Origin of the sequence: Caballeronia sp. LZ016 (genome assembly GCF_031450805.1) — a bacterium.
Lineage (GTDB): Bacteria > Pseudomonadota > Gammaproteobacteria > Burkholderiales > Burkholderiaceae > Caballeronia.
The window spans coordinates 2,763,743-2,787,026 of sequence record NZ_JARTVY010000001.1 but is presented as its reverse complement, the minus strand read 5'-3'; the positions used below and the strand labels follow the sequence as shown (position 1 = coordinate 2,787,026).

Annotated in this window: 22 protein-coding genes; 8 read left to right on the top strand and 14 right to left on the bottom strand. The window is 64.6% G+C overall.

What is annotated here, in order from left to right; translation table 11 throughout:
* Positions 1–120 precede the first annotated feature (120 nt).
* A complete protein-coding gene (locus P9220_RS13205) occupies positions 121–1,233 on the top strand; it encodes an FUSC family protein (protein WP_309765260.1) in 1,113 nt (370 codons plus the stop codon).
* Positions 1,234–1,258: 25 nt separating this feature from the next.
* Here the strand turns inward: P9220_RS13205 and P9220_RS13200 are convergent, their stop codons facing one another.
* The 7 genes from P9220_RS13200 to P9220_RS13170 form a co-directional block, all read right to left on the bottom strand.
* Positions 1,259–1,756 carry a VOC family protein gene (locus P9220_RS13200; RefSeq protein ID WP_309765259.1) on the bottom strand — a complete coding sequence of 166 codons (498 nt, stop codon included), beginning with the start codon at positions 1,754–1,756 and terminating at the stop codon, positions 1,259–1,261.
* Between the two features lie 130 nt (positions 1,757–1,886).
* A complete protein-coding gene (gene tal, locus P9220_RS13195) occupies positions 1,887–2,840 on the bottom strand; it encodes a transaldolase (RefSeq protein ID WP_309765258.1) in 954 nt (317 codons plus the stop codon).
* Between the two features lie 214 nt (positions 2,841–3,054).
* A complete protein-coding gene (locus tag P9220_RS13190) occupies positions 3,055–3,300 on the bottom strand; it encodes an energy transducer TonB (RefSeq protein ID WP_309765257.1) in 246 nt (81 codons plus the stop codon).
* Between the two features lie 71 nt (positions 3,301–3,371).
* Complete coding sequence (locus P9220_RS13185) at positions 3,372–4,580, bottom strand: benzoate/H(+) symporter BenE family transporter (protein WP_404980451.1); 1,209 nt, start codon at positions 4,578–4,580, stop codon at positions 3,372–3,374.
* 28 nt (positions 4,581–4,608) lie between these two features.
* A complete protein-coding gene (locus P9220_RS13180; RefSeq protein ID WP_309765255.1) occupies positions 4,609–5,784 on the bottom strand; it encodes a VWA domain-containing protein in 1,176 nt (391 codons plus the stop codon).
* Between the two features lie 25 nt (positions 5,785–5,809).
* Positions 5,810–6,400, bottom strand: coding sequence for a GNAT family protein (locus P9220_RS13175; RefSeq protein ID WP_309765254.1), 591 nt, complete (start codon positions 6,398–6,400; stop codon positions 5,810–5,812).
* A 33-nt stretch (positions 6,401–6,433) separates the two neighbouring features.
* Entirely contained in the window at positions 6,434–7,276 is an 843-nt protein-coding gene (locus tag P9220_RS13170; protein WP_309765253.1) for a MoxR family ATPase, read from the bottom strand.
* A gap of 422 nt (positions 7,277–7,698) precedes the next feature.
* On the opposite strand from P9220_RS13170, the gene P9220_RS13165 reads away from it, so the two are divergent.
* The gene (locus P9220_RS13165; protein ID WP_035960766.1) at positions 7,699–8,064 is read left to right on the top strand and encodes a c-type cytochrome; all 366 of its coding nucleotides are present in this window, start codon (positions 7,699–7,701) and stop codon (positions 8,062–8,064) included.
* Between the two features lie 109 nt (positions 8,065–8,173).
* Positions 8,174–8,554, top strand: a complete 381-nt coding sequence (locus P9220_RS13160; RefSeq protein WP_309765252.1) for a c-type cytochrome — start codon at positions 8,174–8,176, stop codon at positions 8,552–8,554.
* Positions 8,555–8,624: 70 nt separating this feature from the next.
* On the opposite strand, the gene P9220_RS13155 is transcribed toward P9220_RS13160, so the two are convergent.
* From P9220_RS13155 to rsxB, 3 genes are read right to left on the bottom strand one after another with little or no spacing between them, the layout of a single operon-like run.
* The gene (locus P9220_RS13155) at positions 8,625–9,056 is read right to left on the bottom strand and encodes a DUF1841 family protein (RefSeq protein ID WP_309765251.1); all 432 of its coding nucleotides are present in this window, start codon (positions 9,054–9,056) and stop codon (positions 8,625–8,627) included.
* Between the two features lie 52 nt (positions 9,057–9,108).
* Entirely contained in the window at positions 9,109–9,753 is a 645-nt protein-coding gene (nth, locus tag P9220_RS13150) for an endonuclease III (RefSeq protein WP_309765250.1), read from the bottom strand.
* Positions 9,750–10,580 (bottom strand): electron transport complex subunit RsxB, encoded by an 831-nt coding sequence (rsxB, locus tag P9220_RS13145; RefSeq protein WP_309765249.1) that lies wholly within the window; start codon positions 10,578–10,580, stop codon positions 9,750–9,752. The genes nth and rsxB overlap by 4 nt, the downstream gene beginning before the upstream one ends.
* A gap of 327 nt (positions 10,581–10,907) precedes the next feature.
* Here rsxB and P9220_RS13140 point away from each other — a divergent pair, with 327 nt between their 5' ends.
* On the top strand, positions 10,908–11,540 hold the full coding sequence (locus tag P9220_RS13140; protein ID WP_309765248.1) for a TetR family transcriptional regulator: 633 nt from the start codon (positions 10,908–10,910) through the stop codon (positions 11,538–11,540).
* A 93-nt stretch (positions 11,541–11,633) separates the two neighbouring features.
* Here P9220_RS13140 and P9220_RS13135 read toward each other — a convergent pair whose 3' ends face one another.
* The gene (locus P9220_RS13135; protein ID WP_309765247.1) at positions 11,634–12,905 is read right to left on the bottom strand and encodes a polyhydroxyalkanoate depolymerase; all 1,272 of its coding nucleotides are present in this window, start codon (positions 12,903–12,905) and stop codon (positions 11,634–11,636) included.
* A gap of 306 nt (positions 12,906–13,211) precedes the next feature.
* The gene (locus P9220_RS13130; RefSeq protein WP_309765246.1) at positions 13,212–15,074 is read right to left on the bottom strand and encodes a glycoside hydrolase family 15 protein; all 1,863 of its coding nucleotides are present in this window, start codon (positions 15,072–15,074) and stop codon (positions 13,212–13,214) included.
* A 321-nt stretch (positions 15,075–15,395) separates the two neighbouring features.
* Here P9220_RS13130 and P9220_RS13125 point away from each other — a divergent pair, with 321 nt between their 5' ends.
* The gene (locus P9220_RS13125) at positions 15,396–15,644 is read left to right on the top strand and encodes a hypothetical protein (protein WP_309765245.1); all 249 of its coding nucleotides are present in this window, start codon (positions 15,396–15,398) and stop codon (positions 15,642–15,644) included.
* Between the two features lie 153 nt (positions 15,645–15,797).
* Here the strand turns inward: P9220_RS13125 and P9220_RS13120 are convergent, their stop codons facing one another.
* The gene (locus P9220_RS13120) at positions 15,798–15,950 is read right to left on the bottom strand and encodes a DUF3096 domain-containing protein (protein WP_309765244.1); all 153 of its coding nucleotides are present in this window, start codon (positions 15,948–15,950) and stop codon (positions 15,798–15,800) included.
* 201 nt (positions 15,951–16,151) lie between these two features.
* On the opposite strand from P9220_RS13120, the gene P9220_RS13115 reads away from it, so the two are divergent.
* The 3 genes from P9220_RS13115 to P9220_RS13105 all read left to right on the top strand — a co-directional run bounded on the left by P9220_RS13115 (position 16,152) and on the right by P9220_RS13105 (position 19,211).
* The gene (locus P9220_RS13115) at positions 16,152–17,444 is read left to right on the top strand and encodes a lactonase family protein (RefSeq protein ID WP_404980404.1); all 1,293 of its coding nucleotides are present in this window, start codon (positions 16,152–16,154) and stop codon (positions 17,442–17,444) included.
* Between the two features lie 62 nt (positions 17,445–17,506).
* Positions 17,507–18,070 (top strand): antimicrobial peptide resistance and lipid A acylation PagP, encoded by a 564-nt coding sequence (locus tag P9220_RS13110; protein WP_309765243.1) that lies wholly within the window; start codon positions 17,507–17,509, stop codon positions 18,068–18,070.
* 67 nt (positions 18,071–18,137) lie between these two features.
* Positions 18,138–19,211: a transporter gene (locus P9220_RS13105; protein ID WP_309765242.1), complete on the top strand. Its 1,074-nt coding sequence runs from the start codon at positions 18,138–18,140 to the stop codon at positions 19,209–19,211.
* Positions 19,212–19,225: 14 nt separating this feature from the next.
* Here the strand turns inward: P9220_RS13105 and P9220_RS13100 are convergent, their stop codons facing one another.
* Positions 19,226–23,254 carry a DNA translocase FtsK gene (locus P9220_RS13100; protein WP_309765241.1) on the bottom strand — a complete coding sequence of 1,343 codons (4,029 nt, stop codon included), beginning with the start codon at positions 23,252–23,254 and terminating at the stop codon, positions 19,226–19,228.
* Between the last annotated feature and the right edge of the window lie 30 nt (positions 23,255–23,284).

The following is a 23,284-nucleotide window of genomic DNA, read 5'->3' as shown; positions in this document are numbered from 1 at the left end:
GGGGCAGCGCATGCACGTTTCTTAGACGAGCGGACCCTGCGCCCGTAATGGTCATCGGCCGTTGCGGGCGTTTTGCTTCACGCGATCCATCGGACACGCACTCATCGACGCGGGCGAATCATGGCTTCATCGACATCGGCGTCATTGCGCAAAGGCCGCGCGAAGCGGCTCTGGCACGGACTCACGTCGCCATTCTTCCGTTACCGGCACGCAAAGACGATTCATGCGGTGCGCGTCGCGCTCGGCATGGCGACGTCGTTTCTCGTCACGACCGGCATCGACGTGCCGCACGGCGTGTGGGCGTCCGTATCGCTGATCGTCGTGATCGGCGGACTGCAGCATTACGGCAATATCCGCAAGAAGGCGGCCGAACGGGCAATCGGCACCGCGCTCGGGGCGGCGATCGGACTCGCGCTGATCCTCGTGCATATTCTGTTCGGCTCGCTCACGCTGTTCTTCCTGCTGATGTCGGCGATTGCGGGCGCTTGCGCCTATTACGCGATCGGCAAGGCGGGCTATGTGGCGCTGCTCACCGCCATCACGATGGTCATCGTCGCCGGCCACGGCGATTCCCCGTTCGATGTCGGCCTGTGGCGCACGGCGAACGTGCTGATCGGCATTGCGATTGCGCTCGCGTTTTCCTTCGTCCTGCCGCAATACGCGACGTACTCGTGGCGCTATCGACTGGCCGACAATCTGCGTGAATGCGCGCGTCTCTACGGCGCGCTACTGGATGGCAAGCCGCTGATCGCGGAGGAAACCACGCGCCGGTTTCTCGTGATGAGCCAGCGGCTCGTGCAGGCGCGGGCATTGATGGATTCCGTCGCGAAGGAAACCCGCGTGCCGCTCGCGCGGCTGGAGGAAATACAGCGGCTGCATCGTTCGATACTCGCGGCGCTCGAAATGCTCGCAACGTCGATGCCGGAAACGTCGCGCACTGCGAACGATGGAAACGACACGACCGGGCTGGCGCTCGGTGGCTCGCCGCGTGAGCAGCGAACGCGGCACAAGCTGCTGCAGATGGCACGGGCGCTTCGCTTCGGGCGCGTCGGCCTGCTTTACGTGCGCGCCGATGAGAGCGCGAAAGAAGAGAGTGGGGAAGGGGAATCGACGCAGCACGGCATGCATTGGCTCGCGATGCGTTTCGACGAGCAGGTGGATCGATTGCGGCTGCGGTTAAGTGAAATCGAGCGTCAGTGGAATATTGAAGGCGCGCGCCCGTATAACGGCTGACGCGCCTTCCCGCCGACTTTCACGCTTACGGCTGCTCGCCCGCGGCCGGCGCTTCTTCAGTGGTTTTGGGAATTTCCACAGCGCTCACCACGTTGATGAGCCAAGGCACGCCGAAACGGTCCTTCAGCATGCCGAAGCCGGCCGTGAAAAACGTGGACTGCCACGGCGTGATGATCGTGCCGCCTTCGCTCAGCATGTTGAACGAGCGCTCGCCCGATTCGACATCATTGGCGGCGATGGAGAACGTGAAGCCGTGATACTCCTTCGGCGGCTGTCCGAACTGCCCGTCCGAGACCATCACCTGGCTGGAGCCAACGCTAAACACCGCGTGCATTACCTTGTCATGCCATTCAGCCGGCACGTTCGCGGCGTCCGGGGTGTCGCGGAAGCGGATCAGCGTATCGATCTGAGCGCCGAACGCAGCTTGATAGAGGGCGAGTGCGTCCGCGCAATCACCGCTGAAGAAAACATAGGTATCCAGTTGCATGACTGACTTTTCGGAAGCTGGCGGAAGTCCCGCCAAACCCGAAAGTCTATTGCAAGCGCCTGCCGCAAAAACCCCGGAAACGTCAATTTAGGTCATAAGCCACCGAAAGACACCGTTTTCGCGCTGTGAGGAAAGAGCGGGCGCGGGGCGCGCCCGCCCTCGGTCATCACTGCAGCGCCGTGATCAGCTTCTCGAGCTTGATCGCATCGGCGGCAAAGGCGCGGATGCCTTCCGCGAGCTTCTCGGTTGCCATCGCATCTTCGTTGACGAGGAAGCGGAAAGTCGGCTCGTCGACGCCGACCTTCTCGATGTTCTCGCCCGCGACTGCATCCGCCGAGAGCTTGCGCTCGACCTTCTCGTCGCTGTCGGCGAGCTTCTTCAACAGGTCGGGGCTGATGGTCAGCAGGTCGCAGCCGGCCAGTTCGGTGATCTGGCTGACGGTGCGGAAGCTCGCGCCCATCACTTCTGTCTTGTAGCCGAACTTCTTGTAGTACGTGTAGATGCGGCGCACCGACTGCACGCCCGGGTCGTTGGCGCCGCCGTTCTTCACTTCGTCCCATTCCGCGCCCGCGGATTTCTTGTACCAGTCGTAGATGCGGCCGACGAACGGCGAAATGAGTTGCGCGCCCGCTTCCGCGCAGGCGGCGGCCTGAGCGAGCGAGAACAGCAGCGTCATGTTGCAGCGGATGCCTTCCTTCTGCAGCACTTCAGCCGCGCGGATGCCTTCCCACGTCGACGCCAGCTTGATGAGCACGCGCTCGCGGCTGATGCCCGCGTTCTCGTACAGCTTGATGATTTCGCGGCCCTTGTCGATCGAACCCTTCGTGTCGAACGAAAGACGTGCGTCCACTTCCGTGGATACGCGCCCCGGCACGATCTTCAGAATTTCGGTGCCGAACGCGACGAGCAGGTGATCGATGATCTGCCCCATCGGCTTGCCCGCGTGCTCTTTCACGGTCTTCTCGAGCAGCGGCTTGTAGTCGTCCTTCTGAACGGCCTTCAGGATCAGCGACGGATTGGTCGTCGCGTCCTGCGGCTTGAACTGGATGAATTGCTGGAAGTCGCCCGTATCGGCGACGACCGTCGTGTATTGCTTGAGCTGCTCGAGAGCGGATGTCATGTCGATTCGTCGGCGCAGTGCGCCTTGTCAGAGTGCGGTAGCCCGCGGTTGGTCCTGGATCGCGATGCCGCGCGGGGTGCTGCAACGCGCGGCTCGCCCTTGATGCGATTCCATTATTCTAGTCCCGGGCAGGGGAACTGCGCTCGGTGCGCTGATTCGACCGGGCGCGCGGCTGCGCGTTCCCGGTTGCGCGCCGCGCCGGTCGGCCACTCGGTCAATCGACCGCGTACGCGAGCTCATGCCAGCGGCGCACCGTGCCCGAGCCCAGCGTCCCGCGCGCAAAACGCATCTTGCGGACTTCTTCGAGCGCGTGCTCGTCCTTCGCGGCATCGCCGCAGCTCAGTTTCAGGACGACGTCCTGAACGTGCCCGGCGTCGTCGAGAAGAACGCGCACGATCGTCTTGCGTTTCGGGGCGCCGGACGGCGCGGTGCGCGCCAGCAGTTTGTCGATCAAAGCCATGATGAAATGCCAGAAGCGGTTGCGTGAACCGGCCGACGGGAGCCGGGCCGGCTTTCGCATTGTAGGCTGCGTCAGCGTCGCCGGGCGTTCAGCACGACATGGGTGACGACGCCCGCGACCAGCCCCCAGAACGCCGAACCGATGGACAGCAGCGTGAGTCCGGACGCCGTCACCATGAAAGTGACGAGCGCCGGTTCGCGCTGGCGGGGGTCGTGCATCGCGTTGGCGAGACCGCTCATGATCGAGCCGAACAGCGCGAGCGCGGCGACGGCGACGACGAGCGCCTTCGGAAAGGCCGCGAACAGCGCGGCGATGGTCGCGCCGAAGGTGCCCGCGACCAGATAGAAGACGCCGCACCAGACGGCGGCCGTATAGCGCTTGCCGGGATCGTCGTGGGCTTCGCGGCCCGTGCAGATGGCTGCCGTGATCGCCGCGAGATTCACTCCATGCGAGCCGAACGGCGCGAGCAGCAGCGACGCGATGCCGGTGCTCGACACGAGCGGCGCCGAAGGCGTCGTGTAGCCGTCCGCGCGCAGCACGGCGATGCCGGGCACGTTCTGCGAGGCCATCGCGACGACGAAAAGCGGCACGCCGATACTGACGATGGCCGCGAGCGAGAACGTGGGCATCGTGAAGACGGGATGCGCGAGCGCCACGTGAAAGTGCGAAAAATCGAGCAAGCCGAGCGCGCCCGCGACGGCCACGCCCGCGAGCAGCGTCGCCGGGATCGCGTAGCGCGGGGCGGCGCGCTTGGCCGCGAGATACGCGAAGAACATCGCCAGCACGAGCGCGGTCTGGTGCTCGGCCGCGCGAAAAATCTCGATGCCGATCTCGAACAGGATGCCCGCCAGCAGCGCCGCGGCGATCCCGGCGGGAACGCGCTTCATCAGCGCATCGAACCAGCCGGTCAGGCCGACGGCGGTCAGCAGCGCCGCGCACACGATGAACGCGCCGATCGCATCCGCGTACGGCACGTTCGGCAGCGACGAGACGAGCAGCGCCGCGCCGGGCGTCGACCACGCGACGACGATCGGCGCGCGAAACCGCAGCGAGAGTCCGATCGTGCAAAGCGCCATGCCGATCGACAACGACCAGATCCACGAAGAAATCTGCGCGTTGGTGAGATGCGCGGCTTCGCCCGCCTGGAACATCAGCACGAGCGAACTGGTGTAGCCGGTCATCGTCGCGACGAAGCCGGCGACGATGGCTGAGACGGACGTATCGGAGAAAGGGCGAAGCGGGGTGCGCGCGGCGGTCGCGTCCGGCGCGCCGGAGGGCATTGCTTTCATGCAGGGTCGTGGTGGTTGATTACTTGGACAGCGCGCGCATCGCGCTTTCGAGGCCGGCCATCGTGAGGGCGTACATGCGGTTGCCGAGTATGTGACGGATGGCCGATATCGACTGGCGGTATTCCCACAGCCGCTCGGGCTCCGGATTGAGCCACGCATGATGCGGGAACTGGTCCGCGAAGCGGCGCAGCCACACCGCGCCCGCTTCCGCATTGTTGTATTCGACGGAGCCGCCCGGCTGCAGGACTTCGTACGGGCTCATGGTCGCATCGCCGACGAAGATCAGCTTGTAGTCCGGCGTGAACTTGTGCAGCACGTCGAAAGTCGGCGTGCGCTCGGTGTGGCGGCGCCGGTTGTTCTTCCATAGATAGTCGTAGACGCAGTTGTGGAAGTAATAGAACTCGAGGTGCTTGAACTCGGCTTTCGCGGCGGAAAACAGCTCTTCGACACGCTTGATGTGATCGTCCATCGAGCCGCCGACGTCCAGCAGCATCAGCACTTTCACGTTGTTGTGACGCTCGGGCACCATCCTGAGATCGAGCCAGCCCGCGTTCGCAGCCGTACTGCGGATGGTGTCGGGCAGATCCAGCTCTTTGGCAGCGCCTTCGCGCGCGAAGCGCCGCAAGCGACGCAGCGCCACCTTGACATTGCGTGTGCCGATTTCGACCTGATCGTCGTAATCGCGATACGCCCGCTCGTCCCACACTTTCACCGCCGTGCGATTGCCCGCCGATTCCCCGCCGATGCGGATGCCCTCCGGGTTGTAGCCGCCATGCCCGAACGGCGACGTACCGCCGGTGCCGATCCACTTGTTGCCGCCTTCGTGACGCTCCTTCTGCTCGTCCATCAGTTCCTTGAGGCGCTCCATCAGCTTGTCGATGCCGCCGAGCGCCTCGATGCGCTTCTTCTCTTCCGCCGTGAATTCGCGTTCGAGCCGCTTCTTCAGCCAGTCGAGCGGAATGTCGAACGCTTCGTCGGGCAACTGCGTCACGCCGTGAAAGTACGCGCCGAACGCGCGATCGAACTTGTCGAAGTACTTCTCGTCCTTCACGAGCGTCATGCGCGCGAGGAAGTAGAACTCGTCGAGCGAAGGGGAGATCACCTGCGCCTTCAACGCTTCGAGCAGCGTCAGGTACTCCTTTACCGACACGGGCAGCTTCGCGTCGCGCAACGAATAGAAGAAGTCGATCAGCATGGCGCGCTTCCCTTCGTGGTGTGAATCAGCGGTCGAGTCGATGCTTCAGATGCGCACGCACCGCCGGCCATTCCGACTCGATGATCGAGAACACGACGGTATCGCGATACGCGCCGTCCTTGCCGATCTGGTGATTGCGCAGAATGCCGTCCTGCTTCGCGCCGAGCCGCGCGATCGCCGTGCGCGACTGATGATTCATGAAATGCGTGCGGAACTCGACCGCGATGGCCTTCAGTTGCTCGAACGCATGACCGAGCAGCAGCAGCTTCGCTTCGGTGTTGAGCGCCGTGCGCTGCACACGCTTCGCGTACCACGTATGCCCGATTTCCAGCCGGCGATGCGCCGCTTCGACATTGAAGTAACGCGTCGAGCCGACGACGTCGCCGGTCTTCGCATCGATGACCGCGAAGGGATGCGCGCCGAGCCGCTCGCGCATCTCGATGGCCGCGTCGATGTAGGCGCGCGCCGTGTCGGGCGAGGGCACGCTCGTGTACCAGAGCTTCCACAATTCGCCATCGGCGGCGGCGCTTGCCAGCGCCGCTTCGTGCTCGACGGTCAGCGGCACCAGTTTGACGTGCTCGCCTTCGAGCGTGACGGGTTCGATCCAGCGGCTCATGCTTCGCGGTTCCTTTGTGTTATCGATGATCGGTCAGCGGTTATTGCGGTTCATGAAGAGCAGCCGCTCGAAGAGCGCGACGTCCTGCTCGTTCTTGAGCAGCGCGCCGTGCAGCGGCGGAACGATCTGCTTCTGATCCGTCGAACGCAGCGCTTCTGGCGGGATGTCTTCGGCGAGCAACAGCTTGAGCCAGTCGAGCAACTCGGACGTGGACGGCTTCTTCTTCAGGCCCGACACGTTGCGCAGTTCGAAGAAACTCTGCATCGCGGCGGCGAGCAGGTCCTGCTTGATGCCGGGAAAATGCACGTCGACGATCGTCTTCATCGTCGCGGCGTCGGGGAACTTGATGTAGTGGAAGAAGCAGCGTCGCAGGAACGCGTCGGGCAACTCCTTCTCGTTGTTCGACGTGATGATGACGAGCGGCCGATGCTTCGCCTTCACGAGCTCGCGCGTCTCATAGACATAAAACTCCATGCGGTCGAGTTCGCGCAGCAAGTCGTTCGGGAATTCGATGTCGGCCTTGTCGATTTCATCGATCAGCAAGACCGACTGCGCTTCCGACTCGAACGCCTGCCACAGCACGCCCTTGACGATGTAATTGCGGATGTCCTTCACGCGTTCGTCGCCGAGCTGGGAATCGCGCAGACGCGAGACGGCGTCGTATTCGTACAGGCCTTGCTGGGCTTTGGTCGTCGACTTGATGTGCCACTGCAGAAGCGGCATGCCGACCGCGCCGGCCACTTCCTCGGCGAGCATGGTCTTGCCGGTGCCGGGTTCGCCCTTGATGAGCAGAGGGCGCTTGAGCGTCATCGCGGCGTTCACCGCGAGTTTGAGGTCGTCGGTTGCGACGTACTGCGATGAGCCTTCGAAGCGCATGACGAAGATCCGGTGAGGAAAAAAATCCCAGTATAAGTCAGAAGCCCTTTTCCGACGGACGCCTCACGGCTATCGTTGCAGCCTCGTTCCGAACGATGCACGCCGCTTGCTGACGCTTAGGACCGATAGACATAGCCGAGCGTGTGAAGAGGCGAATTGTCGCAGGGCGGTCGCTCATCTTTCAGCCGTTTCCCATTGCCATGGCGGCTCTCGGGCGGTCTCGGATAATGGACGGTGCGGAGGTCGCGCGGTACAATTAGCCCGATTTTTTTGGCCTGCGCGGCCAGCCCGCGGCCATCGGTCACGGTCGGACAGAGTCGGACACACGATCGGCCGCTCAAGAAGCAGCGTAGAAGGCAGTGCGCTCGGCGCGGGCCGCGCCTTCGGAGCGCCGGATTTCCCCTCATGCTAGGTTAGAAGCTATGAACAATTTCGTCGGCAAATGTGCCGTGATTGCAGCGCTGTCCGGTCTCGCCGGCTTCGCGACCCAGGCGTCGGCGGACGTCGTGGGCAACGCAAAGGCCGCGCAGGGCAAGGTGGCGATGTGCATCGGCTGCCACGGCATTCCCGGCTATCGCACGGCATACCCCGAAACCTACGAAGTGCCGATGCTGGGCGGCCAGAACGCGCAGTACATCGCCAATGCGCTGCACGCGTACAAGAAGGGCGACCGCCATTTCGACACGATGCGCGCCATCGCGGTGACGCTGTCGGACCAAGACATCGCGGACATCGCCGCGTACTACGCCGCGCAAACGCCCGAATCGAAGAACAACCCCGACAAGTGATCCTCGTTGCAGGGATACGCCGTTCGGCGGCATCCGGCAGCGCGGGCAGCGACTACATTGCATCGGGCAGGGTCATGCGTTCAAGCGAACCCGGCCGACAGGAGAATTCATGAAGCCCTCTCAGGCACTTCAATCCAGCTTCAAGGCAGCATGCGCGGCGGCGGCGTTCATCGGCATGGCCGCGTTGAACACGGCGCACGCGGCCGACGCCGGCAACGGCAAGGTGCTCTCAGACAGCCACAACTGCGCGGCCTGCCACGGGCCGAATCTGAACAAGCCGGTGAGCGGCGAATATCCGAAGCTCGCGGGCCAGCATGCAAGCTACATCTACTGGGCATTGCGCCAGTATCAGATGGGCAACGGCAATCCGAACTTCGGTCGCAACAACGCCATCATGGCGGCGCAGGTGCAGAACCTGTCGCAGAGCGATCTGAAGGATCTCGCCGCTTATATTGAATCGCTCGACGGCAGCCTCGTGCTGAAGAAATAAGCGCCGTCAGGCAGCACGCAAAAACGACAACACCCCGCATCGAGCGGGGTGTTTTCGTTTCAGGCGACGCTTAGTCCCTCGAAGCACGGCGCTCGATGAGCGCGAGATACGCATCGGTATCCGGCGGCGTGTTGCTCCGTTGTGCCTCCCAGATCACCTGTCCGAGACATTCCATGATGGCGTGCTGGGCATCGTGCGTGGAGCCGAGCCGCGCGACCAGCTTGTCGTGCGCGCGGCGGATGCCCGGCGGCTGATCGATCGACAACTGTTCGCTGATCGCGAGATGCATCGACAGATGCAGGAACGGATTCGTGCGGCCGCGGTCCGGCGAGTAGTCCGCTTCGCGGGCGTCGGGATCGGCGAGTTCGGTCTGATACTCGGGATGCTCGCGCATCCAGTCCGCAGCCATGCTTTCGAGCGGCGTGAGGATTTCGCCGGCGCGCTCCTTCCGCCACGTTTCGGTGAAGAACTGGCGAACTTCGTCGCGGCTAGGGTTGAACATAAGGTATTGATTCCATGGCGGCATCCATGCCGATATTGTAGCGGGACCAGGCTTATTCGACCGGGGCGGGCGTCTTCGGCCGATACTCGCAAAGCGGCTCGATCGCGCAGTGCCAGCACTCCGGCACGCGCGCCTTGCAGATGTATCGGCCATGCAGGATCAGCCAGTGATGTGCGTCCTGAATGAACTCTTTCGGCACGTTCTTTTCGAGCGCCGTTTCGACCGCGCGCACGTCCTTGCCGGGCGCAAGCCCGGTGCGATTCGCGACGCGAAAGATATGCGTATCGACGGCGATCGTCGGTTGCCCGAACGCGATGTTCAGCACGACATTCGCTGTCTTTCTTCCGACGCCGGGCAGCCCTTCGAGCGCCTCGCGGTTGTCGGGCACCTCGCCGCCGTACTGATCGACGAGCATGCGGCACGCGGCGATCACGTTCTTCGCCTTCGTGCGATAAAGCCCGATGGTGCGGATGTATTCCGTCACGCCTGCTTCGCCGAGCGCGAGGATGGCATCGGGCGTGTTCGCCGCCGGAAACATCTTGCGCATCGCCTTGTTGACGGACACATCGGTGGCTTGCGCCGACAGCATCACGGCGATCAGCAGTTCGAACGGAGTCGTGTATTCGAGCTCGGTCTTGGGATGCGGATCGAGGCTTTGCAGCGTCTCGAAGATGGCGCGTCGCTTGTTGGCGTTCATCGCGGTTCGACGGGGTCGCTGTTGCCCGGATCATCGGAAAGGCCGAGGCGGCGGCGGCGTTCCTCCGCCGCGTCGATCTGCGCCTGCACGGCCGCGCTCACCTGCTCGGTGTTCTTCGGCCCGTCGCCGAGCTTCGCCAGTTCCGCTTTCTTTTTGCGCGCGCGTTCCATCGCGGCCTGGATGATCGCGCGCTTCCTGGCTTCGGCGTCATCGCTCGATGAAGCGCTGGGCGACGCAGCGGGCGCCGCTTCGGCGGCAGTCTGCGCCGAGCGCGAGGCCTGCTTCGCCGACGCCCGCGCTTCCGCCTCCACGCGCTCCCGCTCGATGCGCGCGATGCGCCGGTCGTGACGTGTGCGCGCCGCATCGGCCTGTTCCTGCGTCCACGCGTCCCAGCCGGTCGCATCGCCGGTGACGGGGATCATCGCGATGCAATCGACGGGGCAGGGCGGCACGCACAGATCGCAGCCCGTGCACAGTTCCGCGATGACGGTGTGCATCTGCTTGGCGGCGCCCGCGATGGCATCCACGGGACAGGCCTGCATGCACAGCGTGCAGCCGATGCAGATGTTCTCGTCGATGACGGCAAGCGGCCGCGCGCGCTCGACGCCGTGCGTGGTATCGAGCGGGATGACTGGCAGGCCGAGCAAGGCGGCGAGGCGCGCGACGCCTTCTTCGCCGCCCGGCGGGCACTGGTTGTAGCCCGCGTCGCCGGCGGCGATGGCATCGGCGTATGGCCGGCAGGCCGGATAGCCGCACTTGGTGCATTGCGTCTGCGGCAGCAGGTCTTCGATGCGCTCTGCGAGCGTCTTGGAATGGATGGCGGTCACGTAGAATTGCGCGATGGCGAATAAAGCAGAGGACTCGAGGCGAAACACATCGGGGCGACGGCGGCCTTTTTGCAGGGCATGTCCGGCGGCACGGCACGCGCGGTTTAATGCTTCAGACAGCATTATCGCCGAAGTCCGCAACTGTCTGCGCAGGTGGCCCTTTATCCCAATTGCCAATGCCGTTGCGATGTGCGCATAATCGAACCGCTTTATCGTTTGACCGCAGGACGGTGTTCCCCAATAACTTGGCGCGCCCGTTCACGTCATGTACCCAATGCGGGCCGCGTGACGCATATCCGGACAACGCGGCTCCCGACTCATGCAATCATGAATCAGCCGAAAATCAAAAGAGATCCTGAAGGAACCCGCCGCCGTATCCTGCTTGCCGCTGCGGAGGAGTTCGCAGCCGGCGGCCTGTTTGGCGCGCGTGTGGATCAAATCGCCCGGCGGGCGGAGACCAACGAGCGCATGCTGTATTACTACTTCGGTAGCAAGGAACAGCTGTTCACGGCCGTGCTCGAACATGCGTTCAGCGCGCTCGTCGAGGCGGAGCGATCGCTCGATCTCGAAGGCGTCGCCCCCATCGAGGCGATGACGCGGCTCGCGCATTTTGTTTGGGATTACTATCGCGATCATCCCGAACTGCTGCGCTTGGTCAACAATGAAAACCTGCACGAAGCGAGATATATCAAAGCATCGAATCGGACACGCGAGCTGATTTCCCCTCTCGTCGAAACGCTCACGAACATTCTCGATCGCGGACAAAAGGCGGGGCTGTTCCGTACCGATGTCGATCCTCTGAAGTTCTATATCACGCTGTCGGGGCTCGGGTATTACATCGTGTCGAATCGATTCACGCTGGAGGCGAGCTTTGGGCTGGATTTCAGCGAGCCCGCGCAGCGCGAACAGATGGTGAAGATGAATACGGAATTGCTGCTCGCCTATTTGACGCGCCGCTGAATCCGCCGCGTCGGCCGGCACAAAAAAACGTCGCGCCTTGCAAAAGGCGCGACGTTTTTGTTTGTGGAAATGGAATCGGTACCTAAAGCGTGATCACGCAGGAACCGCTTCTGTTTTCGGCGATTTGTCGTGTTCGAGAATGAACTCGCGCAGTTGCGGATACACCATCGTGCGCCAGCGCCGGCCCGAGAAGATGCCGTAGTGGCCGGCTTTTTCAGCGGTGAAATGTCGCTGATGCTTTTGCGGAATGCCGGTGCACAGGTCGTGCGCGGCGCGCGTCTGGCCGCTGCCGGAGATGTCGTCGAGTTCGCCCTCGATCGTGAAGAGCGCCGTATTCCTGATGTCCTGCGGGCGCACGGGTTCGCCGTTGACTTCCCAAGTGCCTTCGGCCAGACGGAATTCCTGGAACACGATGCGGATCGTCTCCAGGTAATACTCGGCGGCCATGTCGAGCACGGCGTTGTATTCGTCGTAGAACCGTCGATGCTGCTCGGCGTCGTCATCGTCGCCGCGCAGCAGGTTCTGATAGAAGTCCCAGTGCGCGGTCAGATGGCGCTCCGGATTCATCGCGACGAAGCCCGCATGCTGCAGGAAGCCGGGATACACCTTGCGGCCCACGCCCGGATAGTTCGCCGGCACCGTGTAGATGACGTTGTTCTCGAACCATTCATAGGAGTGCTCGCTCGCGAGCGAGTTGACCGATGTCGGGCTGCGGCGCGCATCGATCGGGCCGCCCATCATCGTCATCGTGCGGGGCGTGGCCTCGCCGCGGCTCGCCATCAGCGAGATGGCGGCCAGCACCGGCACGGTCGGCTGACACACCGAGATGACGTGCAGATCCTTGGCGCCGATGTGACGGATGAACTCCTGGATATATTCGACGTAATCGTCCAGATGGAACGCGCCGTTTTCGATCGGCACCATGCGTGCGTCGAGCCAGTCGGTGATGTAGACCTTGTGGTCCTGCAACAGTGTGCGCACGGTGTCGCGCAGCAGCGTCGAGTGATGGCCGGACAGCGGCGCGCACACCAGCACGATCGGCTCGTTCTTCAGCTTGGTGACGGTGGCGCTGTCATCGGCGAAGCGCTTGAAGCGCAACAGGCGGCAAAACGGCTTTTCGACGACCGTCTGCTCGACGATCGGAATGTTGTGGCCGTCCTTGACGATCTGATGGATGTCGAACTCCGGTTTCTCGTAGTCCTTGCCGAGCCGGTAGAGCAGTTCGTAACCCGCGGCGAAGCGCGTGGAGCCGGGGACGTAGGCGAGGGGGCTGGCCGGATTCACGAACGACTTCGACGCGGCCTGGGCCCATGCGGTGAGGGGAGACAGCATGGCCCGCTGAAATTCGTGGATTTGGTAGAGCATGTTGGCCCCAATGACTTCGGTACGTACCGGTCTGCCCGTCGAACCGGCTGTTGCTCGATCCGGATTCGACGGCAATCAAAAATCCTCGCGGCGCGGCGGCTGGACCGCGCTGCCAGGTGCAAAGGTGCTGTCGCCGTACCGCCCGGCAGGCGGGAACTCGACGAACGAAAGATTTTCCGCTCATTCACCGGGCAGGACAACATTCGGTCGATATTGCTAGCTTCTGGACAACACTTTATTGTGCAGTGCATCAATCTTAACGGCAAACGCGGACTTTACCAATGAACACGGGCGCTTGAGTGATAGCTAGCGCTTCGCGGCGGTATCGACGGCAAGCTCCGTTTCCGCACGCTCCGAAGTCGATGGCCACCCGGTCGCCTTCGCCATTTCCTCCTCGTGACGCATCAGATTCATCCCGGTGTGCACGAGGGCGACATGCGTGAACGCCTGCGGAAAGTTGCCAACCATGCGTTTGGCCACCGTGTCGTATTCCTCCGCCAGCAGGCCCACATCGTTGGCGAGGCCGACGAGGCGTTCGAACATCGCGTACGCTTCCTCGAGCCTTCCCTGCAGCGCCAGGTTGTCGACCAGCCAGAAGCTACAAGCCAGAAACGTGCCTTCCCCCGGCGGAAGACCATCCGCCACCTCGGTGGTGTGATAGCGCTTCACGAGGCCATCGTGCGTCAGGTCGGTCTCGATCGCATGTACGGTGCCGGTCACACGCGGATCATCGGGCGGCAAAAAGCCCAGCAACGGGATGAGCAGGAGGCTGGCGTCGAGCGCATTGCCGTGATAAGTCTGCACGAACGAGTTCATCTGCGCGTTCCAGCTTTTCTCGCACACGTCGGCGTGAATCCGGTCGCGCATCTCGCGCCAGTGGTCGACGGGGCCGCGCAAGTGAAACTTCTGCGCCGAGCGGATCGCGCGGTCGTACGCGACCCATGCCATGACCTTTGAAAACGTGAAGTGCTGGCGTCCGCCGCGCACTTCCCAGATGCCTTCGTCCGGTTCGTTCCAGACGGTGTCGAGATGCTGAAGCATCGTGCACTGGATCGACCATGCGGTGTCGTCGCTCTGCAGGCCGCCGACGCGCGCGAGATGCAGCGCGTTCATCACTTCGCCGTAGACGTCCAGTTGCAACTGCTCGACCGCGCCATTGCCGATGCGCACTGGCTGCGCGCCTTCATAACCCGGCAGCCACGGTATCTCCCATTCCGGCAGCCGCCGCTCGCCCGCGATGCCGTACATGATCTGCACCTGCGAGGGCGAGCCGGCCATCGCACGTCCGAGCCATGCGCGCCAGGCGCGGGCTTCGTCGTAGTAGCCGCCGCGCATCAGCGCGAGCAGGGTGATGGTCGCGTCGCGCAGCCAGCAATAGCGATAGTCCCAGTTGCGCGTGCCGCTGAGCTGCTCGGGCAGCGAGGTCGTCGGCGCGGCGACGATGCCGCCGGTCGGCTCATACGCGAGCGCCTTGAGCGTGATGAGCGAGCGGCGGATCGCGCCGGCCCAGCGGCCCTTGAGTTCGCTCTGCGCGGACCATTCGCGCCAGTGGTTTTCGGTGCGCGCGAGCTGCGTGTGCGGATCGTGCGCGGGCGGCACACGCAAGTGCGACTGCGAATAGCAGAGCGAGAACGGCACGCGCTCGCCGGCGCTGACATCGAAGCAGGCGGTCGTGCGCATGTTCTCGCCGACGAGATCGACCGGCGTGCGCAGCACCGCGAGGTCCGGTCCGGCGATGGCGCGGATGCCGCTGTCGTCCGGCAGCCGGCAGACCCACGGCACGACCGATCCATAATCGAAACGAAGCACCAGTTCCATCTTCATGCGCACGGTGCCGCGCTTGCCGATGACGATCCGCACGAGTTCCGAATGGCCGTTGCGCGACGGCATGAAATCGACCACCGTGACGGCGCCCTGCGGCGTCTCGAAGTCCGTTTCGAGAATCAGCGTGTCGTCGCGGTAACGGCGGCGCGTGACGGGGGATTCGCCGTCGGGCATCGAAGGGGCGAGCAGCCATCGACCGTGATCGGAGGTGCCCAGAAGGGCGGCGAAGCAAGCGCCCGAGTCGAAGCGGGGCCAGCAGAGCCAGTCGACGGAGCCGTCGCGGGCGATGAGAGCAGCGGTGTGGCCGTCGCCGACCATGGCGTAGTCTTCGATGAGTGCTGGCATAAGCGAACGTCTTCTCTCGAGCGGCGCGCGATGCGCCGGGTTGATGGGCACGCCGCGCGAATCCACTGGCGCGGCGAGAAGCGCGTGTGCATGTGGCCGCATTCTGCCGCAATCGTTCGTGGCGAGCAGAAAACGCGGCGCGGGCGCGCGCCGCCGCGACACCGGCTGCGACCGCGTGCCGCGCCCCGTTGGCGGATAAACACTAGCGCTGCGCCGATGCCGCCGTTGATAAAAAAATCGCCTGATGTTTGAATGAAAGTTCATGTAAGGCGCGTAGCGCCTTCTCTTCATCGTTGCACGCGTTTCGAGGAACAGACACCCATGCTCAATCCGTCGAAAGCTGACTGCATCGCCATTCTTTCCGCCGCAAGCGGCGTGCGCGACAGCGACGCCCTGCTTGCGCTCGATCACAAACGGCTCGGCCTGTCCCGCAACGCGATGGACACCACCGCGATTTTTCTCACCGAGCGAGGATGCTTCAACCGCTATAGCTTCGGCGCAAGCGGCGTGGCGGTCGGCGCGTTGTCGCTGCAAGGCCGCTTGCGGCTCGATCAGCTCGCGAACGGCTGATTGAACGTCTGGCCGCTGTCGGAGACAGGCGGCTCCTCAGAACAACGCACGCGTGCGGGTCGATTCCGCACGCGTGCGTTTTCGCTTTCAGTCCGAAGGAAAGACGTGCGCGCGGAACCGTCGGCGTGAATCGGCGTCACAAGGCAACGTGTGCTATAGATGGGCCGAACCCGAACCGAACAAGCCGATCAGCCCGATGACGATCAGATAGATCGCCACGATGAAATTGAGCAGCCGCGGCATCACGAGGATGAGAATGCCGGCGATCAGCGAAACGAGCGGCCCGAGGCTCAGGTGGATGTTCATCGCGTCAGCTCCTTTTTGTTCGTTCGAGTGGTGCGGTCTCTCGGTCTCTCGGTGTGTCGCTCGCGGTCGGCGCGTGCGGTCCGCAACTTGCTGCCGGACAGCGCCCGCAGGCCCCAAGCGCCCGCCGTGCCCGTTGCGCCGAGCTTTCCGGCCGGCACCCGCCCTTGATAACAAGCAGCAAATAGACGACGAGGAGGTTCCATGCAACCGATCCATTCCCGCGCCGCGACGAACGCGTCTTTGCAAGCTGCGCGCCAGCCCGCGCCGAAGCTGCGCTGGTGCAAAGGCGTCGCGTTGATGCTCTCGCTCGCCGCCGCGCACGCCTTCGCACAGACGCCCGGTGCACCCGCGCCGGCCTCGGCGGGCAGTGGCGCGTCGAATGCGGCGACGAGCGAAGTCTATGACCTGCTTATCGGCACGTACACCGGCTCAGGCAAGAGCGAAGGCATTTACGTCTATCGGTTCGATGCGGGCAACGGCGAACTGACGCGCATCGCATCGGCGCAGACGGTGAATCCCTCGTACCTCGTCGTCAGCCGCGACAACAACTATGTCTATGCGGTCAACGAGCTTCCCGGCGACAACGGTCCCGCGTCGCAGCGCGGCGGCGTCAGCGCGTTCCGTTTCGATCGCGCGAGCGGGCAGCTGAGCTTCCTCAATCGCGTGTCGGCGGATGGCAACGATCCGTGCTATCTCGCGATCTCGCCCGACGGCAAGTATCTCCTCACCGCGAACTATTCGGTTGCGGCCAATCCCGGCGGCAGCTTCGCCGTCTTTCCGCTGGCCTCGGACGGGCACGTCGGCGCGTCCGTGCTGACGGTGCATCACGAAGGCAGCGGGCCGGTGAAGGGCCGGCAGGACAACTCGCACGTCCATTCGACCGTGTTCTCGCCCGATGGCAAATATCTCTTCGCGCAGGACCTCGGCGTCGACAAGGTCTACGGTTATCGCTACACCCCTGATGGCAGCCGTGGCCTGTTCGGGCCGACCGGTTCGCGCTACACGCCGGTGAAGGCCGGCGCCGGTCCGCGCCATTTGATCTTCGATGCGAGCGGCAAGCACGCCTATCTGACGACCGAGATGAACGCGTCGGTCCTCGTCTTCGATTACGCCGACGGCAAACTGACGGAAACGCAATCGCTGCCGATGACCGCGCCGGGTTTCAAGGGCAAGGTCGGCGGCGGCGCGCTGCATCTGTCGCCAGACGGGCGCTTCCTCTACGCGACGAACCGGGGTGACGCCAACGAGCTCGTCGCGTTCGCGGTCAATCCGGCGAACGGGCGTCTGAAGCTGCTGAAGCGTTACCCGACGCTCGGCAAGACGCCGCGCGAATTCGCGATCGAGCCGGGCGGGCGCTGGCTCGTCGTCGGCAATCAGGAGAGCGACAACGCGTTCTTTTTCCGGCGCGATCCGGCGACGGGCGAACTCGCGTCGGACCCGAAGCGGCTGTCGATCGGCTCTCCGGTGGATTTCAAGTTCGTCTCGCCGTCGTGACGCGAAGCGCCGTACCGGATTCAGCAGCGCCGGATTTCGACTAGCCAGGCAGCCCACTCACGATGACAAAAACAGCGGTCAAGGCGGTCACGGTTTCCTTGCTGAGTCTGTCATGCGCGGCGCATGCCGGCGAAGCTCAGTGCGACTACAAGCGCGACTGGTTGTCGTCGGCATGCGAGCGCGTGATGCGCGTCGCGCGCGACGGCACCTGGGATCTGTACGTGACGGGTTATGGCTGGCATATCGACGGCTACACGAATCGCAACGAGCTCAATCCGTGGTCATGGGGCGGCGGCGCGGGCAAGCATTGGGTCGATGCGAACGGCAACGAAGACCTGCTCTTCGCGATGGCGTTCTCCGACTCGCACCACAACTTCGAGCCGATCGTCGGCTACGCGCGTCAGTGGTACACCAACCCCGTGCTCGGTGGATTGCAGGTCGGCGGCGGTTTCTTCGCGGGCTTCACCGCGCGCAGCGATGTCGCGCACTACCTGCCACTGCCGCTCGCGTTTCCGGTGGCGTCGCTGCGCTATCGGCGGACATCGTTCATGGGAACGTTCATTCCGCGCATTCCCGGACTCAATGATGGCGATGTCGCGTTCTTCTTCGGCCGCTACGAGTTTTAGTACGATGCCGCAGCGGCGCGCGATCTGGTGCCGCCATCGTCAATCGCATTGAAAGGCAGAAGCAAGATTGGATACCATCCGCAACCCCGACGGGACCCTGCGCACCCGCGCGAGCACGAGCACGAGCACCGGCCGAAACGATCCGGCTCCGCCCGGCTTCATCAGCGCGTTCGACTTCGCGGGCGGCGATGCGATCCGGCTTTCGTGGGACGAAGCGCGTCGTGCCGTCGCCGGCGACGGTCTCACGTGGCTGCATCTCTCAGCCAACGACGATACCGTCGAGAGCTGGCTCGAAGGCGTCACCGCGATGCCCGACGTGGCGCGCGAATTCCTGAACGGCGAGGACCGGCGGCCGCGCGTGCATATGGGCGCGAACTTCATGTACGGCGTGGTCGCGGATCTCGAACTGGTCGCCGCCGCGCCGCAAGCGGCGACGCCCGGCGCGCGCGAGGACAATCGCGCGACCGGCGCGCTGCGCTTCTACGTCGATCGCCATCGGATGATCACCGTGCGTGCCCGTCCGCTGCAATCGACCGACCGGCTGCGTCACGCGGTCCTCGAAGGCGCGACGTTCCGCGATACCGTCGATCTGTTCGCCGGGCTGATTCGCGCGCTGAACGAGACTTTCGTGGACCGCATCGACGAAATCGGCGATCGTCTCGACGACGTCGAAGAGGGCGTGCTGGAAAACAGTCACGCGAACTGGCGCGCGCAGCTGGGCGACGTGCGGCGGCGTCTGGTGGAGGTGAAGCGCTTTATCGACCCGGAGCGCAACGCCCTCACGCAGCTGGTCACGCGCCGCCTCGAATGGGCCGAACCGCGTTCGATGGAAGCGCTCGTGCAAGCCATTCAGGTGCTCAACGGACTGGGCGGCGGACTCGAAGGGCTCTATGAACGCGCGAAGCTGCTGCAGGATGAGATCGCGGCGCAGCTTTCCGAGGACATCAACCGCAAGCTGCTGTGGCTCGCGATCATGTCGGCGTTGCTGCTGCCCGCCACGCTCGTGACGGGCATCTTCGGCATGAACGTGGCCGGCTTGCCCGGCACGCACGATCCCCATTCGTTCTGGATCGTGATCGGTGTGATGGCGGGGTGCGCCGCCATCACGATCCTGCTGTTGCGCAAGCTCCGCCTATGGTGACGACGGCCTGACGCTCACTCGCCGGGGCCGGGCGGCGCGAGCACTTCGCGATTGCCGTTCGTGCCCATCGGCGAGACCAGTCCGGCGGCTTCCATCTGTTCCACGAGCCGCGCGGCGCGGTTATAACCGATGCGCAACTGACGCTGCACCGACGAAATCGATGCGCGCCGCGTGCGCACGACGAACGCGACGGCTTCGTCGTAGAGCGGATCGGCTTCGGCGTCCGGCGATTCGCCGAACAGGTCCTGCGACCCGCCTTCCGCCGTCGGCCCGGACAGGATGCCTTCCTCGTATTCCGGCTCGCCGAACTGCTTCAGATACTCGACCACGCGATGCACTTCGTCGTCCGCGACGAACGCGCCGTGCACGCGCTGCGGATAGCCGGTGCCGGGCGGCAGGAACAACATGTCGCCCGCGCCGAGCAGCGATTCGGCGCCCATCTGGTCGAGGATCGTGCGCGAATCGATTTTCGACGACACCTGAAAGGCCACGCGCGTCGGAATGTTCGCCTTGATGAGGCCGGTGATGACATCCACCGAAGGACGCTGCGTCGCGAGAATCAGGTGGATGCCCGCCGCGCGCGCCTTCTGCGCGAGCCGCGCGATCAACTGCTCGATCTGCTTGCCGGCGACCATCATCAGATCGGCGAGCTCGTCGATGACGACGACGATCAGCGGCAGCGTCGACAGCGGCTCGGGCGCATCGGGCGTCAGCGAGAACGGATTCGTGAGCTTCTTGCCCGCGGCCTCCGTATTGCGCACCTTCTGATTGAAGCCCTGCAGATTGCGCACGCCGACCGCCGACATCAGCCGGTAGCGCTTTTCCATCTCGCTGACGCACCAGTTGAGCGCGTTGGAGGCGAGCTTCATGTCGGTGACGACGGGCGCGAGCAGATGCGGAATGCCCTCGTAGACGGAGAGCTCCAGCATCTTCGGATCGATCATGATGAGGCGCACGTCCTCGGGCTTCGCCTTGTAGAGCAGCGAGAGGATCATCGCGTTGATCGCGACCGACTTGCCCGAACCCGTCGTGCCGGCGACCAGCATGTGCGGCGCTTTCGCGAGATCGGTGACGACCGGATTGCCGACGATGTCCTTGCCCATCGCAATCGTCAGATTGGACTTCGACGAGCGATACACGTCCTGCTCGAGAATCTCCGACAGGCGGATCATCTGGCGTTTCCCGTTCGGCAACTCGAGGCCCATGCAGGTCTTGCCGGGAATGGTTTCGACGACGCGGATGGACGTGAGGCCGAGCCCGCGCGACAGGTCTTTCATCAGGCCGACGATCTGGCTGCCGCGCACGCCGAGCGCCGGTTCGACTTCGAAGCGCGTGATGACCGGGCCCGCCGACGCGCCGACGACCGTCACCGGCACCTTGAACTCCTGCAGGCGCTGCTCGATCAGCTGGCCCGTATCGGCGAGGCGCTCCTCGGAGACGGGCTCGACTTCGTCGGACGCGGGTTCGAGCAGGTCGAGCGTCGGCAATTCCACTGCCGATGCTTGCGGCGCGTGAAACTCGAACGCGGCGCCGGCGAAGCCGCGCACGGGCTGACGCGGTTCGGCGGCAGGCGCGGGGCGTTCGATGGCGATGGGGGGCGTTTCGCGGGCTGACTGCTGCGGCGCTTGCGGCGACTCGGCGCGTGCCGTCGAAGTCGCAGCCGCTGGCGGGACGAACGGAGTGTCGTCGGACCAGGGCGGCGTCGGCGTCCGATCCGGCAGCGACTCGGGGAACGGAGGCGGGAGAACCGGGGCGGCGGCGTCGTGGGAATAGTCCGCAGGTTCGAATGCCGACGGTTCGGCCCGCAGCAGCGGCGACGCGGGCGGGAGCGCTGGCGGCCATGCGGGTTCGCGCGGGTGGTCGTTCGCGGATACCGCGATGGCAACCGGCGCGAAAGGTGCGGCGGCCGAAAGCGGCGGGGCGATGGAATCTCGTGCCGTGCCGGGCGCTTCGGGTTGCATCGGCTCGTCATCGGCGGCTCTTGCGACCGGGATTGCTCGCGCGACGGGCGCGTCGATTTCAGTTGGCCGCTGCGCCGCGCTGATCGGCGATTCGAACGCGGGCGGTCGCGCAGCCTGCGCGGTCGTCGCCGGCTGCTGCTGAAGTTCGGCCGGGTCGAGCATCGAATCGTGCTCGTTCGTACCCGCTGCCGATGGCAGGTGGGAAAGCGCAGGCGCGGAAGCATCCGAGGGCCGCTGCGAGGCCGGGCCGTGCGGGACTTCGGTCGCTGCCGGTTGCGCTTCCATTTCGGCGGCGTCGGGCGCGGACGTGGATGCTGCTGCATCCGCTTCGATGCGCGCGGTCATCGATGCTTCGTCAGCGGTGGGTGTTGCATCGTCGTCAGACGACGGCTCTGTCGCACTCGTGGCCGCCTCGAACGGCCGCGCCTGGACTGCACTCGCCGCGGTGGCATTGGAAACGGCATCCGCTGCCGAGTTCGACGCTTGCCGCGAATCCTGCACCGGCGATGCGTCGATATTCAACGCTCGTCCGTCGTCGTTGGCGGCGCTCGGAGCCGCAATCCAGGAATGATCGTTATCCGAGACCGAACCCGCGAGCACCTGCACCGAAGGCTCCGACAAACGGTCAACCGCCGGCGCGCGAACCGCTTCCGGGACAACGGTCGCGATCGACTGAGGCGCAGCGGCCGACGCATCTTGCTCCGCGTCGTCTCGACGAAGCGAAGAGGGCAGGGCGGATGCAGGAAAGCCGCCTGCAGCCGTTCCGTTCTCGGGCAGCGTTTGCGCTTCATGATCGCGAGCGAGACTCGCCCCGGCAAGCGATGTCCAGAGCGCCGCGTTTTCTTCGATGGAACGCAAGGTCGCCTGAATCGCTTCGGGCGGCGGCGGCGGCTTCGACGGCGCCGGAGCGCGAGAAAAAGCCGGCGCGGCGAAAGGCTGCACACGCACGTCGCGGGCAGCGGTGCTTCGCGTCACGTCGGCCGGCGACGCGCGCTTCGCAATGCCGCGCGACATCGGCGACGGCGAGGGCGCGGCGGCGGTCCGCGGCGGAGCCACGGCGCTCGTGCTCGTCGACAGCGAGGCTTTCGACGGCAACGGCGCGCGAGCAGGCGCGAATGACGTTCGATCGACCGCAGCAGCCGGAGCAACCGAAGCGGCCGAAGCAGCCGAACGAGCCGATGCAGCCGAGAGCGAAGGTCCCACGGCGCCACGCGCCGTCGCCTTGTCAGCCGACTTCGACGACCCGAGCGCGGCCGCCGACGTCGACAGCGAATTGAGCCATCCGTCCGGCGCGACCGGTTCGACGAAGGCCGCCGGCGCCGCCGCGCCCGCGCGTTCGAACGCAGGGCGCTTCGAGTACGCTTCCGCCGTCGCGGCGATGTTCCCCGCAGCAATTTCCGCGCGCCTCGTCGTGCGCTTGCCGGTCGAAGGCGGACGCCACACGGTCGGCCGCTGATAACGCCCGCTGCGGTTCCCCGACGACATGCCGAGCGTCGACTCGTCGTGCGCCGTGCGCAGGCTCATCGCATCGAAATGTTCTCCGCCGATACCCCGCACGGCGTATCTCCCGCCCGCCGGTTCGCGCGTGCGGCGTTCCCGCCAGCGCATCTTCCCGAGCTTCGACTTCGACTTCGACTTCGCGCCCGCCTGATCGCGCGGACGCGTCTCGCGCTCGGGTTCCTCGGACGGCGTGGTCCAGCTCTGCGGCAGGCCGAAGCCGAACGCCTCTTCGACCCAGCGGAGCACCGAACGCCAGCTGAAGTCGACGAGCCACGGAAGACTGACGAGAAGCACCAGCGCGGCCACGGCGATAGCCCCCGCAGGCTGCGCGATGCCAGCCAGCCCGCTTGCAAGCGCCCGCCCGCCGCGATTGACGTTCTCCTGCGCTTCCATCGCGCCGGCGAGCGCCCCCTCGAGCGTCGCGCTCGACAGCAGCACGCAGAAGAAGCCGAGCCACAGCCGGATCGTGCCGGGACCACGCAGGCCCGCACCGCCCGGCATCACCGATTTGACGACGCGCCAGAGAAGCGCAAGGAACCAGACGACTGATGCACCGAACCAGCCGAGAACTACCGTGTGCATGCTAAGGATGAACCAAGGTTGGGTGAGACG

Bases quoted from the DNA above. Each gene is read 5' to 3' on its own strand.
- P9220_RS13110 (WP_309765243.1), top strand. From the start codon at position 17,507: ATGACAAAAACAGCGGTCAAGGCGGTCACGGTTTCCTTGCTGAGTCTG.
- P9220_RS13185 (WP_404980451.1), bottom strand. From the start codon at position 4,580: ATGCCCTCCGGCGCGCCGGACGCGACCGCCGCGCGCACCCCGCTTCGC.
- P9220_RS13120 (WP_309765244.1), bottom strand. From the start codon at position 15,950: ATGAACATCCACCTGAGCCTCGGGCCGCTCGTTTCGCTGATCGCCGGC.
- nth (WP_309765250.1), bottom strand. From the start codon at position 9,753: ATGAACGCCAACAAGCGACGCGCCATCTTCGAGACGCTGCAAAGCCTC.
- P9220_RS13170 (WP_309765253.1), bottom strand. From the start codon at position 7,276: ATGCGCTTCGAAGGCTCATCGCAGTACGTCGCAACCGACGACCTCAAA.
- P9220_RS13155 (WP_309765251.1), bottom strand. From the start codon at position 9,056: ATGTTCAACCCTAGCCGCGACGAAGTTCGCCAGTTCTTCACCGAAACG.
- P9220_RS13130 (WP_309765246.1), bottom strand. From the start codon at position 15,074: ATGCCAGCACTCATCGAAGACTACGCCATGGTCGGCGACGGCCACACC.
- P9220_RS13180 (WP_309765255.1), bottom strand. From the start codon at position 5,784: ATGCTGATCGACTTCTTCTATTCGTTGCGCGACGCGAAGCTGCCCGTG.
- tal (WP_309765258.1), bottom strand. From the start codon at position 2,840: ATGACATCCGCTCTCGAGCAGCTCAAGCAATACACGACGGTCGTCGCC.
- P9220_RS13205 (WP_309765260.1), top strand. From the start codon at position 121: ATGGCTTCATCGACATCGGCGTCATTGCGCAAAGGCCGCGCGAAGCGG.
- P9220_RS13100 (WP_309765241.1), bottom strand. From the start codon at position 23,254: ATGCACACGGTAGTTCTCGGCTGGTTCGGTGCATCAGTCGTCTGGTTC.
- P9220_RS13175 (WP_309765254.1), bottom strand. From the start codon at position 6,400: ATGAGCCGCTGGATCGAACCCGTCACGCTCGAAGGCGAGCACGTCAAA.
- P9220_RS13165 (WP_035960766.1), top strand. From the start codon at position 7,699: ATGAACAATTTCGTCGGCAAATGTGCCGTGATTGCAGCGCTGTCCGGT.
- P9220_RS13135 (WP_309765247.1), bottom strand. From the start codon at position 12,905: ATGCTCTACCAAATCCACGAATTTCAGCGGGCCATGCTGTCTCCCCTC.
- P9220_RS13125 (WP_309765245.1), top strand. From the start codon at position 15,396: ATGCTCAATCCGTCGAAAGCTGACTGCATCGCCATTCTTTCCGCCGCA.
- P9220_RS13140 (WP_309765248.1), top strand. From the start codon at position 10,908: ATGAATCAGCCGAAAATCAAAAGAGATCCTGAAGGAACCCGCCGCCGT.
- P9220_RS13190 (WP_309765257.1), bottom strand. From the start codon at position 3,300: ATGGCTTTGATCGACAAACTGCTGGCGCGCACCGCGCCGTCCGGCGCC.
- P9220_RS13115 (WP_404980404.1), top strand. From the start codon at position 16,152: ATGCAACCGATCCATTCCCGCGCCGCGACGAACGCGTCTTTGCAAGCT.
- P9220_RS13160 (WP_309765252.1), top strand. From the start codon at position 8,174: ATGAAGCCCTCTCAGGCACTTCAATCCAGCTTCAAGGCAGCATGCGCG.